The sequence below is a fragment of the Novosphingobium aerophilum genome (assembly GCF_014230305.1).
In the GTDB taxonomy this organism is placed as follows: Bacteria; Pseudomonadota; Alphaproteobacteria; order Sphingomonadales; family Sphingomonadaceae; genus Novosphingobium; species Novosphingobium aerophilum.
The window spans coordinates 1-17,812 of the sequence record NZ_JACLAU010000051.1 but is presented as its reverse complement, the minus strand read 5'-3'; the positions used below and the strand labels follow the sequence as shown (position 1 = coordinate 17,812).

Annotated in this window: 4 protein-coding genes and 4 pseudogenes; 4 read left to right on the top strand and 4 right to left on the bottom strand. The window is 63.4% G+C overall.

Translation table 11 applies throughout. From position 1 onward, the window contains the following. The 3 genes and pseudogenes from H7F49_RS17565 to H7F49_RS17555 form a co-directional block, all read left to right on the top strand. Window positions 1-107: pseudogene (locus tag H7F49_RS17565) on the top strand (IS5/IS1182 family transposase); the annotation flags it as partial. Between the two features lie 986 nt (window positions 108-1,093). Further along, window positions 1,094-14,743, top strand: a complete 13,650-nt coding sequence (locus tag H7F49_RS17560) for a beta strand repeat-containing protein (RefSeq protein WP_185684869.1) — start codon at window positions 1,094-1,096, stop codon at window positions 14,741-14,743. A gap of 10 nt (window positions 14,744-14,753) precedes the next feature. After that, window positions 14,754-15,341 (top strand): toxin-activating lysine-acyltransferase, encoded by a 588-nt coding sequence (locus H7F49_RS17555; RefSeq protein ID WP_185684868.1) that lies wholly within the window; start codon window positions 14,754-14,756, stop codon window positions 15,339-15,341. Between the two features lie 300 nt (window positions 15,342-15,641). Here H7F49_RS17555 and H7F49_RS20000 read toward each other — a convergent pair whose 3' ends face one another. Together H7F49_RS20000 and H7F49_RS17545 are read right to left on the bottom strand one after the other, a co-directional pair. Further along, window positions 15,642-15,953, bottom strand: coding sequence for a hypothetical protein (locus tag H7F49_RS20000; protein ID WP_407940324.1), 312 nt, complete (start codon window positions 15,951-15,953; stop codon window positions 15,642-15,644). A 522-nt stretch (window positions 15,954-16,475) separates the two neighbouring features. After that, a pseudogene (locus H7F49_RS17545) lies at window positions 16,476-17,264 on the bottom strand (DUF6438 domain-containing protein); the annotation flags it as partial. On the opposite strand from H7F49_RS17545, the gene H7F49_RS17540 reads away from it, so the two are divergent. Then, complete coding sequence (locus H7F49_RS17540; protein WP_185684865.1) at window positions 17,263-17,418, top strand: hypothetical protein; 156 nt, start codon at window positions 17,263-17,265, stop codon at window positions 17,416-17,418. The pseudogene H7F49_RS17545 and the gene H7F49_RS17540 sit on opposite strands and share 2 nt — an antisense overlap. 59 nt (window positions 17,419-17,477) lie before the next feature. On the opposite strand, the pseudogene H7F49_RS17535 reads toward H7F49_RS17540, so the two are convergent. Both H7F49_RS17535 and H7F49_RS17530 read right to left on the bottom strand, forming a co-directional pair. Continuing rightward, window positions 17,478-17,678: pseudogene (locus H7F49_RS17535) on the bottom strand (ATP-binding protein); the annotation flags it as partial. After that, window positions 17,627-17,812 (bottom strand): annotated as a pseudogene (locus tag H7F49_RS17530) (hypothetical protein); the annotation flags it as partial. The pseudogenes H7F49_RS17535 and H7F49_RS17530, both read right to left, overlap by 52 nt.

Genomic DNA, 17,812 nt, shown 5'->3' with positions numbered 1-17,812 from the left:
ATCGTCGCCTGGCCAAGGATGTCGAGGCAACCCTCAAATCCGCAGCAGCATTCCTCTACGCCGCCGCTGCCATGCTCATGATCCGCCGACTGGCACGCTCAGCGTGAGTTTCGAAACCGACTCTAAGGCATTTAGCGGCGTTGATACGACATTAATTGCAAGCGCTGCTGCATCCTTTCTGGGTGGCAAGCTAGCTAGCGCTATCAGCACGCCCGAATCTATCGGTGGCCAAATTGGCGCTCAAGTCGGTGCGGCTTACGGATCGTGGGTTGCAGGTAATCTGATTGCTGCCTCGGGCTTCAATCCCGCAACCTTTGTGGCGGCCGTCGTAATTGTGGCGTTCTGGCAATTGGTCGGAGGTTTGATTGGCTCGATCTTTGGCGGAACACCCAGGTCTGGAGCAGATGTAGTCTGGGATCCACGCGCAGCAACCTTTGCAGTCAGCAACGTTTGGGCCCGGAAAGGCGGGTCGCAGGAGGCCGCTCGCAACTTGGCTTCGGCTGTGAGTACAAACCTTAGCGCTGTCCTCGGAGCAAGCGGGTCCGTTTTGCTTGATCCCCAGGGGATCCAGTATGGATCTTATGGCATGGTTAAGCGTGAATACGTTTACCGCCCACAGGGCGGTGGCTCTGATCAAGGCCAAATCACAGCAAGATTTTCAGGACAAAATGGCGCACAGGCCCTTGTTACACACGGAACCTATATTGCGCTTAACAGTATGCTTGGTAAGATGTCAGGCGGGAATATTTTTGTCAAGCGCGCTATCTCCGGAAACATAGCTTTATCATCTGGAAATCCCAGTATTAACAGTGCGGGGGCTGCGGGAAAGTTCGATGTAAACGCACTGCTCGGCGATGTCAGCATTGGACGTGACTATTCGACGTACTTTGCAAATCGAGCTTCGATCAACTACCTAATATCGGCTGATCCGAATTCGGCGTTTTCGGCGGGATGGATTGTGACGCTGGCAAGAGCCAGCGAGCTCGGCTTAACCAAGCGCGCAGCTACAGACTGGACCGGGGGCTTTGTTAGTTTTCTAGATGAAGCTTTCGACGGTAAAATCGACGGTGCATCCATAAATCCTAGCCAGTTGGTGGGAGCAGTCGATCCTAGCACTGGAGCAAGATACTGGATCGTCTTCGACGCGAGTCAAAATGTTATTGCGAGGATCGACGACACGATCGAAGCGGAATCGATCACCCGTATCACCGCCACCGCCGCCGCAGAAACCATCGACCTACGCAATGCCAAGCTCGCCGACCAGCGCGGCTTCACCGTCAATGGTAAGCTCAACAACGACATTGCCGTCGCCGGCAGCGATTTCACCGCGCTGACCCAGACCGTGACCTTCGCCGCGGGCGAGGTGCGCCAGAGCGTCAATGTCACCGTTACGAAGGATGCGCTGGCCGAGGCTGCCGAGAGCTTCCTCGGCACGCTGTCGAACGGCACCGGGCTGTCGATCGTCGGCGGCAGTGCCGAGGCGACGGTGGTCGACGGCACCGCCGCGCTGCCCACGCTGATGGTCGGGCGCTCCTTCGCGCGCGAGGGGGATGGCTATGCGGTGTTCCGCGTCTCGCTGTCCAGGGCCGCCACGGGCGCGGTCAGTGCCAGCCTGGCCGTGCTCGACGACACCACCACGCTGGGCGTCGACCGCGGCGCGGGGATCGAGGTTTCGGACGACGGGGTGACCTGGACCGCGGCCACGGCGCTCACCTTTGCCGCCGGGCAGGTGCAGAAGTTCGTGCGTGTCGCCGTGCTGGCGGACAATGTCGCCAATCCGGACTATGTCGCGCCCACCACCGATCCGCTCACCGGGGCGACGATCCCGGGCAACGGCAAGCCCCAGTTCCTGAATGTCGAGGGCAACGAGCGCTTCACCCTCAGCGCCACGGTCACCGCCGGGGCCAGCCTGATCGCCAATGCGGCGGACGTAAATGGCGTGGTCAGCGCGCGCGGCACCGGGACGATCCTCGACGCCACCACCGGCACGCTGCCGCTGGCGTGGATCGATGCGGTCACGCTCGACGAGGCGAGCGGGCAGGCGACGTTCTCGATCGCGCGCTCCTCGGGGGCGGGCACGGGCTCGCTCACTTTTGCGACCGCCGACCGCAAGGAGCTGGCGATCGACATCGCCGCGACGGTCGATGCCGGAGCCGGCAACGATCTAGTCTATGCCTCGAACCTGGGCGACAATGTGTTCGGCGGGGCCGGCAACGACACGCTCTATGGCGGGCGGCTCGACGACTGGCTGCTGGGCGGCGATGGCGACGACGTGCTCGATGCGGGCGGGCCCGATGCCGGCGCGCTGGGCGGGGACGGCAACTACCTCAACGGCGGTGCGGGCAACGACAGCCTGCGCGGGCGCGAGGGGTCGGACTGGATCGAGGGCGGCGAGGGGGCCGACACGCTGACCGGTGGCGGTGGCGACGATATCCTGGCCGGCGGCGCCGGCGATGGCGACCAGCTGGCCGGCGGCGCGGGCAACGACCAGTATGTGGTGCGGCGCGGCGACGGGCTCGACACGATCAACGACGAGGCGGTCGGCGCTCCGGTGGCGGCCACCACCGGCGGCGATGCGATCAGCCAGCGCTTCGCCGGGATCGCCAACGGCACGATCAAGGCCGACTGGGCCGGGACCTGGGGCGGGGTGGTCAACGACAACGCCGCTGGCGGCGAGGACGCGGTGGTGTTCGGCGCCGGGATCGAGATCGGCGATATCCAGCTCAAGCGATCGGGCACGGCGGCGGCGCCGGGCAATGACCTGATCATCATGGTCATGCAGACGGTGAACGGGGTCGAGAGCTTCTCGGGCACCCAGCTGACGATCAGGGACTGGTTCGCCAACCCGTTCAAGCGGGTGGAGTGGCTGAAGTTTGCTGACGGCACCGAACTGCGCCTGGGCGACCTGTCGACTTTCATCACCGGCACCTCGGGCAACGACGTGCTGATCGGCACCTCGGGCAACGATTTCGTGTTCGGCGGCGCGGGGAACGATAAGCTGTTCCTGCTCGCCGGCGACGATGTCGGCAACGGCGGCACCGGGGACGACATGGTCGCAGGCGACGTCGGGCGCGACCTGCTGATCGGCGGCCTGGGCAACGACGAGCTGATCGGCGGGCGCGGCAACGACGTGCTCTCCGGCGATGCCGGGGCGGACGATCTCTATGGCGGCGCGGACAACGACGTCCTGTCCGGCGGGCGCGGCGATGGCGACGTGGTGGTCGGCGGAGCCGGGGACGATACGTTCAAGTATGCGCGCGGCGATGGCCGCGACATGGTGTTCGACGAGTTCATCAACGCCTGGACGGTGATCTGGACCGCCGCGGGGGGGTGGAACACCGCGGCCGGGATCGTCTTCGACCAGAGCACGGGCGTGGTCACCGGACCGGGTGGCGTGGTCCTCAGGCGCAACACCGGCACGGCCACCAACCCCGACTACCAGTGGGTCGGTCGCTACGACTATGACAGCAGCACCGGCACGTTGCGCATGTTCACGCCGCCGGCCAGTGCCACCACCCTCACGGCCAACGCCGGCACCGACAGGATCGAGTTTGCCGCCGGGATCAACATCCAGGATGTGATCCTGCGCAAGTCCGGCAACGACCTGGTCCTGGCGATCAGCGACGAGAACGATGATCTGGCGAGCTATGCCGGGGTCAAGGACAGCCTGACGATCAAGGACTGGTATCTGGCACCGGGCGCGATCGAGCGCCTGGCCTTCATCCAGACCGGTATCCTCGACATCTCGCTGGGCAAGACCACGCTGATCGCGGGGACCGACGGTGCCGATGGCACCAGCGGCGCTCCGCTTTCAGGCACGGCGGGCGCGGACTGGATTACCGGCGGGGCAGGGGACGACGTCATCGCCGGCGGGGCCGGCAATGATATCCTCGCGGGCAACAGCGGTTTCGATCTGTTGCGCGGCGAGGCCGGCAACGACGTGCTCTATGGCGGAACGGGGAACGACGTGCTCGACGGCGGCTCCGGGGCGGACACGCTGATCGGCGGGCTCGGCCAGGATGCCGCCTCCTACGCCTCGGCCGCGGCGGCGGTCCGCGCGATGCTGTCGGCCCCGTCGACCAACTCGGGCGATGCGATCGGCGACACCTATACCGGGATCGAGGACCTGATCGGCGGCAGCGGGGCCGATGTGCTTGGCGGCGATGCCGGGCAGAACGTGCTGACTGGAGGAGCGGGCAACGACCAGCTGATGGGCGGGGCCGGCGACGACGTCTATGTTTGGAACGTCGGTGATGGTGCGGACACGATCTGGGAAGGCGCGTTCAGCGTCCAGGAGGTCGTTACCACGGCGGGGACACTGGCCAGCGGGTACGCGGTGTCCATCTGGCAGGCGACGGGGACCAAAACCGTCACCGGCAACTTCTATTGGCGGCTGCAGATCAAGGGACCCGACGGGGCGATCGTCTACGATGACAGCACGTTAAACTACGCGCAGGCGACCGGGGTGGCACAGCCGGCCATCGGCAACCTTCCTCCAGCGGGCTGGCTCAGCGGTTTCGCTCGCACGAACAACGGGCTGCAGGTCGCCCGTCAGCTGTTCGACACCGTTACAGGCGGCGGTGCGGACGATATCGAGTTCGGCGCGGGGATCAGCCTGACCGACCTGACCTTCGTCCGCAGCGGCAATGACCTGATCATCCGGTATGGCGGATCCACCGCGTCCCAGATCACCATCAAGAACCAGACCCTGACGGCAAGCGCGATCGAGGCTTTCCGCCTGGCAGATGGGCAGTCTGTCTCGCTGGCGAGCATCCTGATCGCGACGAGTGCAGCACAGTTGGTCGGCACGACCGGCGATGATCTGCTGGTCGGCCAGACCGGGGCGCTGGCGGACAACCTGTCGGGCGGCGACGGCAACGACGTGCTGGTGGGTTACGACGGGGCAGATACGCTGTCGGGCGGCAATGGTGACGACGTGCTCGAGGGCGGGGCCGGAGCAGACCGGCTCGACGGCGGCGCCAATGCTGCGGGCGGGGCGGGCGACACTGTGCGCTATGTCCGCTCGGCGGCGGCGGTCACGGTCAACCTGACGCTCGCCACGGCGCAGAGCGGCGGCGATGCCGCGGGGGACGTGCTGATCGGGATCGAGAACGTCACCGGCTCGGCCTTCGGCGACACGTTGACCGGTGACGGCGGCGACAACCGCCTGTTCGGACTCGACGGGGCGGACACGATCCGCGGTGGTGCCGGCAAGGACGTGCTGACCGGGGATGGCGGCGACGACTGGCTCTATGGCGAGGCCGGCGAGGACAACCTCGCGGGCGGCGATGGAGTCGACCGGCTTTGGGGCGGCAGCGAGAAAGACGTGCTCGATGGCGGCGAGGGCGCCGACCAGCTCTATGGCGAGGCGGGTGATGATCGCCTGACCGGCGGCGCCGCGGCCGACTTGCTGGACGGAGGCGACGGCAACGATGTCCTCCTCGGCGGCGCCGATGCCGATACGCTGACCGGCGGGGCGGGCAACGACACGCTCGCTGGCGGTCTGGGCGCCGATGCCTTGTCGGGCGGGCTCGGAAACGACACCTACCTGTTCGATGCAGCGTCTGGCAGCGATACCCTGACCGATGCGGACGGGGTTAACGCGGTGGTGTTCGACGGCACCCTGGCGACAACGCAGCTCTGGCTGATGCGCTCGGGCAATGACCTGCGGATCAGCGTCATCGGCGGTGACGCTGCGATCACGCTCAAGGACTACTACCTGGCCAGCGGCGGCACGCGCGTGCGCACTGTCAGCACGGCCACGCACACCCTGTACCTGGCCTACGCTGCCCCGCTGATCGATGCGATGACGGCCGCCGGGACGACCCCGCCCGCCAGCATGAGCGCGACGGTGGCCGCGCTGCTGCCGACCTATTGGCACGAAGGCCACAAAGCCGCGCCGACCGGCCAGCCGATCGCGTTGACCATCCTCGAGGATAGCCCGACGGCACTGACCGGAACCGGCGCGATCGACCAGGATGAAAACATCACCGGCTACCAGCTCGGCAAGGCGGCTGCCAACGGCGTGGTGACGCTCAACCCGACCACCGGACAGTTCACCTATCGCCCGAACGCTGACGCCAACGGCACCGATAGCTTCAGCGTGATCGTCACCGATGCGGATGGCAAGTCCGCGGAGATTCCGGTCAATCTCACCATCACCCCGGTCAACGACGCACCGCGCAATCTGCAGACCAAGACCGGGCAGCCAATCGCCCTGGCCGAATCCGCTGCGGCAAGCCCGATCCAGCTCGGCGCCTTGGTGGCAGAGTTCACGGCGACCGATCCCGAAGGCGAGGCGATCCGCTATTCGCTGCTCAACAACGCCGGAGGGCGGTTCGCTCTGTCCAGCGATGGCAAGCTGACGGTGGCCGATCCGGTCAGGATCGATTTCGAGACGGGCGCGGCGCAGACCATCACCGTGCGGGCGACCGACGCCTCGGGCGCAGCGACCGATCAGTTGATTCAGGTCACGCTGACCGACGTCAACGAAGCCAACAGCCTGCCCGCGACCTACGCCTTTGGCGTAAACGAGAACGTCCCCATCGGCACGGCCGTTGGTGCGGTCGCCGCGGTCGATCTCGACACCACCGGAAGCCTGTTCGCACAGCAGCGCTACGCCTTCCTGGTGGGTGGCGCGGCCAGTGCGACCTCGGCGGACGGGCGGTATGCGATCAATGCCGTGACCGGCCAGATCACCACGGCGGCTGCGCTTAACTTCGAAGCCGGCACGCCGTCGCAGGTCTACACCGTGATCGCGCGGGACAATGCCGGCAATGCCGGTTACCTTCAGGCCCAGTCCGCCGTGACCATCGGCATCCGTGACGTGAACGAGGCGAACAGCCTGCCGGCCACCTACGCCATGAGCGTGGCCGAGAATCGGGCGATCGGCACGGTCGTGGGGTCAATCGCTGCAACCGATCTCGACACGGCGGGTTCGGCTTTTGCCCAGCAGCGCTACTACTTCCTGGTGGGCGGAGCAGTGAGCGCCACCTCGGCCGACGGACGCTACCGCATCAGCGACACCTCCGGCCAGATCACCACCAATGCGGCGCTCAACTTCGAGGCAGGGACGACCAGCGCGGCCTACACGGTTGTTGCTCGCGACAATGCCGGGGCGACGGGCTTCAATCAGGCACAGTCCACCGTCACGATCGCGATCACCGACGTGAACGAGGCGAACAGCCTGCCCGCCACCTATGCCATGACGGTGAATGAAAACGTGGCGATCGGCACCGCGGTCGGCACGGTCACGGCCACCGATCTCGACACGGCGGGCAGCCTGTTCGCGCAGCAGCGCTATTTCTTCCTGGTCAGCGGGGCGGCCAGCGCCAACTCTGCCGACGGGCGCTACACGATCAACGCCACGACCGGCCAGATCACCACCCGCGCGGCACTCAACTTCGAAGCCGGCACACCCTCGGCGGCCTACACCGTCATCGCCCGGGACAACGCCGGCAACGCTGGCTTCATCCAGGCGCAGTCGACCGTCACGATCGGGATCAACGATCTCAACGAGGCGCCGACCAGCCTCAACTGGACCCCGCTGGTGACGAGCGTGGCCGAACGCGACCGCGTGGCCTCGGGCGTGGCCCGGCCCGCAATCGATCTCGGCACCCTGTCCGTGTCCGATCCCGATACCGCTGGCCTGCCGAGCGCGAGCTACACCTGGTCGGTCAGCGATACGCGGTTCGAAGTGATCAACAATACCTTGCGGCTGAAGCAGGACGCCTCGCTCGACTTCGAGGCTGCCACCAGCGTGGTCGTGACGCTGACCGCCACCGACCGGACGGGCGCGCCCTTCACGATCAGCCGGGCCATCACAATTGCTGTCACCGATCGCGATGATGTCCTGGAGGGAACTATCGCGGCCGAGACCCTTACCGGTCAGGCGGGGCGCGATCTGATCTACGGCAACGGCGGCAACGATCTGCTTTCCGGACTGGCCGGCAATGACCTGCTGGATGGCGGCGACGGTGCCGACACACTATATGGCGGGGACGGGGACGACAGTCTGCTGGGTCAGGCCGGCAGCGACCGGCTGTGGGGTGGGGCGGGGGCCGATACCCTGCGCGGCGGCGATGATGCCGACGTGCTGCGTGGCGAGGATGGCAATGACCAGCTTTATGGCGAAGGCGGATCCGACGGCGTCCGCGCGGCTGGCACCGATGCCTGGCGTGGCTTTAGCCAGGCCGGCCTGATCGGCGGTGCCGGGAACGATCTGCTCGACGGCGGGGACGGCGACGACTACCTCGACGGCGGTGCCGGGGCCGACCAGCTGATCGGGGGCGCCGGCTTCGACGGGGTCGATTACAGCGCGTCCACGGCAGCGGTGAATGTCAATCTGGCCACCGGCACCGGTCTGGGTGGCGATGCCCAGGGCGATACCCTCAGCGGAATCGAGCTGGTCCAGGGATCGACCTTTGGCGACACCCTGACCGGATCGGCGGGCAACGACGTGATCTTCGGTGGAGACGGCAATGACGTGATCCGCGGCGGGGCCGGGAACGACACCCTGCTGGGCGGTGCCGGCAACGACACCATCGATGCCGAGGCCGGGGACGACGTGCTGGACGGCGGCGAGGGCAACGACACCCTCAACGGCGGCATCGACAACGATGTCTACATCGTCACCCGATCCTCCGGTGCCGATACGATCAACAACTACGATCCCTCTGGCGACGATGTCGATATGATCGGCTTCGACGATGCCACGGGGATCATCGCCGATCGAGACCTGTGGTTCGAGCGCATCGGGAACGACCTGAAGATCTCTGTGATCGGCACGGGTTCGAGCGTCCAGGTAACGAACTGGTACGTCGTTGCCGACGCCACCAGTCGCGCCAATCACAAGATCGATTTCATCATCGCCGATCAGTCCTACAGCCGCACAATCAACATCGAAGGGCTGGTGACCCTGATGGCCGGCAAGACCCGGCCGACCACCACGGCCGCACGCGATACGTTGATGACCGATCTGGCCTATCGCCAGAGCTGGGCCACCTTCTGGAACGCCAATGCCGCACCGGTGCTGGCTGCCATCACCCCCAAGGCCGGGACCGAGGCCACCGCCCTGTCGTTCACGATCGCGCCGAGCGATGACATCACGCCCGCCAGCCTGATCCAGCTGTCCGCCACGATCGTGTCCGGAACGGTGGTGAGCAGCGTCAGCTTCTCTGCGCCGGATGCCAATGGGGTGCGGACAGTCACGATTGTGCCTGCTGGCTATGCCAGCGGCACGGCGCGCGTGCGGATCACTGCCGCGGATGGCGGCGGGGTCACGACCTCGCAGGAATTCGACGTGACGATCGCCGGCGTGCCGACCATATCGACTATCACACAGTTCGCCGGTGGCTCCGGGACGTCCGGCCTGGTCGCCGGGATCCCCCTGACGATCAACGCGAGCTTCCCCGATCAGGACGGGTCCGAGGTGCAGGATATCCTGATCACCGGGGTTCCGGCGGGTGTGACACTCAGCGCGGGCACATACGATTCGCTCAGCCAGACCTGGGTGCTCAAGCCCGGGCAGGTGTCGGGTCTCACCGTCAAGGCGCCGTCCGGCTGGTCGCAGGACCTCACCCTCAAGGCCAGGGCCCGGGCGGTCGAGAACAGCCAGACCTACCTCAGCCCAGAAGTGACGACCACGGTCGTGATCAATGCCCCGCCGACGGCGATTTCGTTCGGGGGTGCGGTCAACGAGAATGCGGCGGCCGGTACGGTGGTCGGCACGGCCACCGCTACGGACCCGGATACGGGCGACACCTTCACCTTCTCGCTGTCCGATACGGCCGGCGGGCGGTTCACCATCGCCAACAATGGCGTTCTGACCGTCGCGAACGGAGCCCTGCTGAACTTCGAGGCGGCGACATCGCACACCGTCATCATCAAGGTGGCCGACAGCTTCAACGCGGTGCGCGAACAGAGCTTCACCATCTCGGTCAACAACGCCAACGAAGCCAACAGCCTGCCCGCCACCTACGCCATGGCGGTGAACGAGAACGTTGCCGTGGGCACCCTGGTCGGCACGGTGGCCGCCAGCGATCTGGACGCGCCAGCCGTGGCCTTCGGGCAGCAGCGCTACTACTTCCTGGTGAACAACGCGGCCAGCGCCACCTCAGCTGACGGGCGGTATGCCATCAATGCCACGACCGGGCAGATCACCACCAATGCGCCGCTGGACTTCGAAGCGGGTACGGCCACGGTGGCCTATACCGTTATTGCCCGCGACAATGCTGGCAACGCGGGCTTCAACACGGCCCAGACCACGGTCACGATCGCGATCAACAACCTCAACGAGCAGAACAGCCTGCCGGCCAGTTACGGCTTCGGCGTGGCCGAGCTGCAGGGCGTGGGGACCACGGTCGGTACGGTCGCGGCCAGCGATCCCGATTCCGCCGGCGACCCCTTCGGGCAGCAGCGGTACTTCTTCTGGGATGGCACCAATGCGGTGTCAGTATCGTGGGATGGACGCTACCAGATCAACCAGACCACCGGGGTGATCACCACCAATCAGGTGCTCGATTTTGAGGGGCCCGAGCCCAGCCGGTCCTACTGGGTGCTCGCGCGCGACAACCAGGGCGCGGCGGGCTACAGCCAAAGCGCGACAACGGTCACGATCGGCATCACCAACGTGAACGAGGCGCCCAATGCACCGGACAACGGGGTGACCCGCTGGTCCTTCCTCGACGAGACCGGGCTGGGCGACAAACCCGCCAATGCCAACACCGCCGTTGCCTCGTTCTCGCTCAGCGACCCTGATCGGACCTCGCCAGGCTTGTACTTTGCGGACGGGACCCGGTCGCAGGGCTGGTTTTACATCGATGCGAGCAACGTAGTCCGCATCATCGCTGGTCTCAATTTCAACTTCGAATGGTTCCGCGCCAACGGCTATAACGTCTATGACTGGAACGGCGACGGGCGGCTCGATGCCCATGTGGCGGATGTCTATGTCAAGGCCTTCGACGGTGCGTTGTGGTCAGGCTCCGAACTGCTGCAGGTGTTCATTTCGGATGTAGCCGAAGCCCCAAATGCGCCTGACAACGGCGTGACCAGGTGGTCGTTTCTTGACGAGACTGGGTGGGGTTCAAACCCCGCTAACACCTCCGCCACCGTGGCAACGTTCAGCCTCAGCGACCCCGACGGCACGACCCCGGTGCTGCGTTTCGCGGATGGTTCCACATCGCAGGGCTGGTTCTACATCGACGGCAACACCGTGCGCATCAACGCAGGGTTGTGGTTCGATTTCGAATGGTTCCGGGCGAATGGATATGGCATTTACGACTGGAATGGCGACGGTCGGCTCGATGCCCATGTGGCCGACGTGTACGTCAAGGCCTTCGACGGAGGACAATGGTCCGCTCCGGAGTTGATGCAGGTGTTCATCTCCGACGTGAATGAGACACCCAGCGCGCCCGACAATGGAGTGACCAAATGGTCCTTCCTTGATGAGACTGGCTTTGGCGCCAACCCTGCCAATGCCTACACTCAAGTGGCTTCGTTCTCATTGAGCGATCCGGATGGGACGGTGCCGCTGCTGCGCTTTGCCGATGGCTCTACGTCGCAAGGTTGGTTCTACATCGACGGCAACACCGTCCGCATCAACCCCAACTTCAATTTCGACTTTGAATGGTTCCGTACGAACGGCTACAACATCAACGACTGGAACAGTGATGGCCGGCTTGATGCGCATGTGGCCGACGTCTGGCTCAAGTCGTTTGACGGATCGCTGTGGTCAGCTCCCGAATTGGTGCAGGTGTTCATTTCCGACGTCGATGAACCATTCACTTTGACCTCGAGGTCAGGTTCGATCGATGAAGGTGACAAGAACTACGTCTGGACCAACGGCGCGGCCGGGACATTCATTGACCTTAAGACGATGCTGTCGAGTGATCCTGAAGGCGGGCGCGGCATCACCTGGTCGTTTGCCGGTGGCGCGCTGCAGAACGGCATGTGGTCGATCGAGCCTGGCTCGGGTCGACTCTACCTGACTAGCGGACGCAGCGATTACGAAGGGCTAACGGTCACTTATCAGACCCAATGGTACTTCAATGGCTGGGACTGGGAGACCTACGACGTGGCCGTCCGTGATCCGAGCCGCGCAAACATGCCGCTCGCCATCTGGGCAACGGGTGCGAGCGGGCAGCGTCTTGAAGCGACCATGACGGCATCCATCAATGATGTTGCTGAGCCACCTGACCTTTCCGTTTATGTTTCCGGCGGCCAGACCGTTGAGGATTCTACCTATTCATACCGCATATACTCGGGGCAGAGCGGAGTGATATTGACCGTGTCTGGGATTGATCCGGACGCACTTGGCTTATTCACATCGACAGTGAGCTACAAAATCGACGGTTATTCGTTCAGTCAGGTGCCCGGTTACCCCTATACATCTACGTTCCGTGTTTATGGCTCCACGACTACCAACGTTGTCGGAGACACGCCAGAATGGGCACGGCCGACGCCGAGCATCAACCAGTACGGCCAGATCTCACTTTCTATGCCTTGGGTCGCTGGGAGCTGGGGATCATGGGGCGGCTACTACAGCACTACTGTCGATTATGGCTCATTCGAATGGTCTGTTATCGTGACCGCCACGGACTCGTCCGGTCAATCCACGTCGAAAACTCTGCACCTACGGTTCATGCAGTTTGGGGCTGTCAAGCCGCCGATCGTTTTAGACCTGGATGGCGATGGCCTCGAACTCATCTCGACACTCGTATCTACAACACAGTTTGACATGAACGGTGACGGGCACAAGGACAAGGTCGGTTGGGTGGCCCCTGACGATGGCTTGCTAGCGCTCGACCGCAACGGCAACGGCATGATCGACGATATCACAGAGATTTCTTTCATCGACGATCTGCAGGGCGCGATGACCGATCTGGAAGGTCTTCGGGCCTACGACACCAACGGCAATGGCTTGCTCGACGCGGGCGACGCAGATTTCGCGCGATTCCGCATTTGGCAGGATGCAAACAGCGATGGGGTCAGCCAGCCCGATGAACTCAAGAGCCTGCAGGAGCGCGGCATCGCCTCAATCAACCTGACCCTGACGTTGAACGATGAGATACACAGTCAGACCGATAACTTTGTCTATGGCACGACAGACTATGTCCGCAATGACGGCACCCGAGGCATCGTTGGAGATGTTTTTCTGGGGTACCAGTTGAACGTTGCGTCCAGCAGCCCGACCGGATCGACACTCAAGCCGCCGCCCGGTGCTACCATCGTTACGCAGCGGCCGACCGGGCCCGGCGTGGTGCGGACCAATGGTCCTAATGTCGAGGCAAGTAGCCCCGCATCGACCACGCCCAGCGCTCCGGCATCGATCGCCACGCCGGTCGTTTTCGACCTCGATGGCGACAATGCGCCGCTGATCACGCTTGCCGACAGCGAAACTCGCTTCGACATGAACGGCGACGGGATTGCGGACCTTACCGGATGGATCGAAACCGACGATGCGTTCCTTGCGCTGGACCGCAACGGCAATGGCCAGATCGATGGCATCGCCGAAATCTCCTTTGTGGCGGACTTGCCCGGGGCAAAGACCGATCTTGAGGGCCTCGTCGCGTTCGACAGCAATGCCGATGGCGTGCTGGACGGCAAGGACGACCGCTTTGTCGAGTTCAAGCTGTGGCGCGATGCCAACGCCAACGGTAAGACCGATGCGGGCGAATTGCTGAGCCTGGCCGAAGCTGGGGTGACCGCGATCGTGCTCAACGGCACGGCAACCGGCGCCACCGCCACGAGCGGCCAGAACATCATCTACAACACCAGCACCTATGCGTTGTCAGGGGGGCAGAGCGGCACACTGCTGGACGTCGGTCTCGCGTTCAAGGCGCTGAAGGCACTGCCCGAGACGACCATCCAGACCAGCACCTGGCAGGGCAGGGTCAAGGACTATCGGCTTTCGGCGAGCGCCGGCTTGGTGCGGATTGTTCCGCGCCGTGCGGCCGGAAACTTGAACCCAGAAGCGGGGAGCCTGGGACCCGCAGCGGAGTTCCAGATCGGTCCCCACCGTGGCGGACTGCTCTCGACCATCGTGCTCGATCTCGATGGCGATGGCCTTGAGGTGGTCCGCTACGACAAGAATGGCGCCATGTTCGACATGAACGGCGATGGTGTTGCCGACGACACCGGCTGGATGGCCGGCGGCGACGGCATGCTGGTGATCGACCGCGATGGCGATGGCCAGATCACGGACGCGTCGGAACTGTCGTTCCTGTCCGAAAAAAAGGATGCGACAAGCGCTTGGGACGGTCTTGCCGTGCTCGACAACACCAAGGACGGCAAGTTGTCATCGGCGGACGCCCGGTTTGGCGAGCTCAAGGTCTGGGTCGATGCCAATGGCGACGGCGTGTCGCAGCAGGGCGAACTGAAAACACTGGCCGATCTCGGGATCGCCGAGATCTCGTTGCGTCAGACCAACACTGCTGACACGGCAAAGCTGGGCCACAACCTGGTCTTGTCGACGGCCACCTTCAAACGGGACAACGGCCTGACTGCCACTGTAGGTAATGTCGCGCTGGGCTTCACCCCGTCGCAGGTCGCACCAGCACCGGTCTCGACGCCCACTGCAGCCAGCACCGATGCTGGTGCGGGTAGCCTGGCAACAACCCAGGCGGCAGCCAGTCTCGCGCAGGCCATGAGCGTCTTTGGCAGCGGCAGTGGCGACAGTAACCTGACGGAGCAGGCGTGGTCCGGCCAGCATTCACTTGACTGGCTTGCGGTTGCTGCGGCTTAAGGGGGAGACCATGCCGATCAAACCTCCCCCTCCCAAGCGGGCCAAGCCCGGATCAAAAGCCAAGACGGCTGCACCTGATCAGGGCTCGAGCGCTGTGCCGCCCACCGTCAGCCACTTGCTTGGCGAAATGACTTGGCTGCTGACCCAATCCCCTCTGCATAAGGCCTTTGCGATCGGAGATCTGGAGTGGCTGGTGATGCCGGCGCTTATTCATCAGCAATTCTACCTTTTTCGAGATGGCGCTCAGCCGGTTGGACTGGCGCTTTGGGCCAAGTGTAATCCTACGGCCGTAGGCAAGCTGCAGCGCGGCATGGTCGATCCCCAAAACCGCCTGACGCTGGAAGAATGGCAGTCCGGCGACGAAGTCTGGTTGGTCGATCTCGTCGCTCCATTTGCCACACCTGAGAACCGCCAGCGCGAGATCATGATCGCCGATCTGATCTCAAAGCCCCTAAAGGGCACGCAGTTCCACTTCCATCAGACCGACCCAGAGACCGGGCAACGCATGGTGCGGACCGTGGAAGCGGATGCTGGCGAGCGGTTGGCCGAGGTGGTCCGCGCCGCTACGGAAGCGACGCAGTTGCCCACTCGGAATTAGGGTGGTGAAGGCTTAGTCGTAAACTTGTCCGCAGTCGCCGATACTTGAACCGTGATTTCGTTGGCCTGACGATGGTAGACTGGGTGACGTGATGTTGTTGCTCAACAGCACATGGCCACGGCAAGTCCGGGACAGGGTCAATCGAGCCGTGGGCTCTACTCTTAGGTGGAGCAAGGTCGGGGCTCAGACCAAAAAGGAAACCAGAGGGTTGCAGAGGTAATAATGAACCTATACGAGAATCTGATACGGCGACTAACCGATCTCGACTTCGAAGATTAGCTCAGTTTGGCGAGTACTTGCCTATTTGATTCCATGCTGATCGAGCCACGCCAACGTCCCCGGCCAGTGGCGTTTGAGAGCTCGCTGACGCAGCGTGCCGTCTCCATCTTTTGCATTGGGATCGGCGCCTGCCCGAAGCAATGTAAGGACGGCACGATCATCAGCTAGAGAGAGCACGACCGCAGTTCCGTCATCGTCTTTGGCGTTTGGATTGGCTCCCGCTTTCAGCAATACCTGAGCCACTGCGGGGTCAATTGAGCCCATTAACGGCGTCCAACCAATGCTATCGCGGGCCTCCAGTGGAACGCCAAGTGAGACCAGTGCAGCAGCCATCTCTACCCGCTTGGCGCTGCCCGCATCGGCACAACGCCCGTAGCTGCTCCGAAGCTCGTGCAGTGCATTTCCGTTTTCTCCAGCCGCTTTCGGACTTGCTCCTGCTTCGACAAGAGCTTTCGCAATCTGGGCGCTGCAACCCATGTCACTCAAGAATGCCGAGTCCAGGCTCTTCTTGGTCATCCGCGCGACTTGTCCCGCGCGCTTCATCTCGTCAAAAAGGGTAACGTTGCCAGTTTCGGCTGCATATTGGGCAATCACTGCACCGATGGTCGCGGAGTCGTTCGACCGCCCGGGAATCCCAACACCGACCCTCTTCGACAAATCCAACCCTTCGGCAATTGCTGCTTGGATCAGCTCATTGGCGCCAGCCTGCTCTGGCGGCCACCTGTTCAGTTGGATCGCGGACTGGACCAATTCCGCAGCATCTCGTGATCGAAAACTGAATCCTTGGGCCTTGAGCAGCGCAACCGTTTGAGCGTTTCCCCGAACCCACCGAGCTGTGCCGGCGACTTCGTCCACAGCATCTTCCAGAGCCGTCACACTAGCCGGCATTCCGACCTCTTTGCCGACGTAATCGACCACGCGCTTCGTCACCTTTCCGATGCGTAGCGTCAAGGCGTAGGTCGGGTTGTCAGTCACCCCGGCGACATACTCAGGCTTCATTCCCATGAAGTGAGACGACCGAAATCGTTCGATCAGGTCGGCGACGGCTTGGGGGCTAACCTGCGCTTCGTGGCTCCCCGCCCACAAAACGTTTTGTCCGTTGAACATACGGTGCACCTCTGCAGCGGTGCCGGGAAAACTCATTTCGCGGGGTTAGAAGCGGACCTTCCCATCGCCCCTGATTGTCACCTGATAATCCGGGCAAGTTCCGAAACAGGCGGTCCGTTCGAGGGTGATCTCTACATCTTCCGGCGCTGCGGTAGGGAACGGCACCGACGTGTCGGGCGGGATTTCGGGAGGGTTGAATTCAATCGTGATTTTCCCCACGGCTTGGATCGGTTTGCCATCAAACGATTGTGGCCTGAGTTTCCACTGCCTCGCGGCAGCCAAGGCTGCACTAGCGTCGCCGTCGAACCAGTTATCTGTAACCCTTGCGTTAGTGACGTTTCCGTCGACATCGACAGTCACCAAGACTGAAACCTGGGAAAATCCGGATACCCCGGGGACACGCACTGACTCGGCCCCGGAGATGCGTTGAGAAGACAACCCAAAGACGCCAATTCTCGGAGCTGATTGGGACGAGGCTGAGCATCCTTGAAACGCCAGAAGCGCGATCAACGCGTATGAAAATGGCTTCAGTTTCATGCCAACCCCCCGTCTCCAGCACATTATTGATGGATGGATTGAACCGCTTTCACAAGCTTATCCCAGCAGCGCATTTGACAATGGCTATCTGGTGCGGATTCCGACGATCGCGCGCATGTATTCCGATCTGATGCCGCGCAGTGTTCCGATTTGATCGCGCGCAGGTGGAGCACCTGATCGTCGCTGTGTTGTGACACTATGCTTTGCTGTTGGTCAAGCGGCTGCGACCGGGGTGAGGCGGCGCATGGATTCGCCGGTCATTTCGAGCCTGTGGGCGTTGTGGACGAGCCGGTCGAGGATGGCATCGGCGTAGGTTGGATCGTTGATCAGTTCATGCCAGCGCGCCACCGGGAGTTGGCTGGTCACCATCGTTGATCGGCACCCATATCGGTCCTCGAGGATCTCGAGCAGGTGGTGACGGGCAGCTGCGTCACGCCGCCGAAGAAGGCGAAGGCGGCATGGTGAGCCTCGATCCAGTCGGCGAACTGCTCGGTCCAGGTCGCACAGGCGAACGACAGGCTCGATCCGCCCAGAACCGCCACGAACAG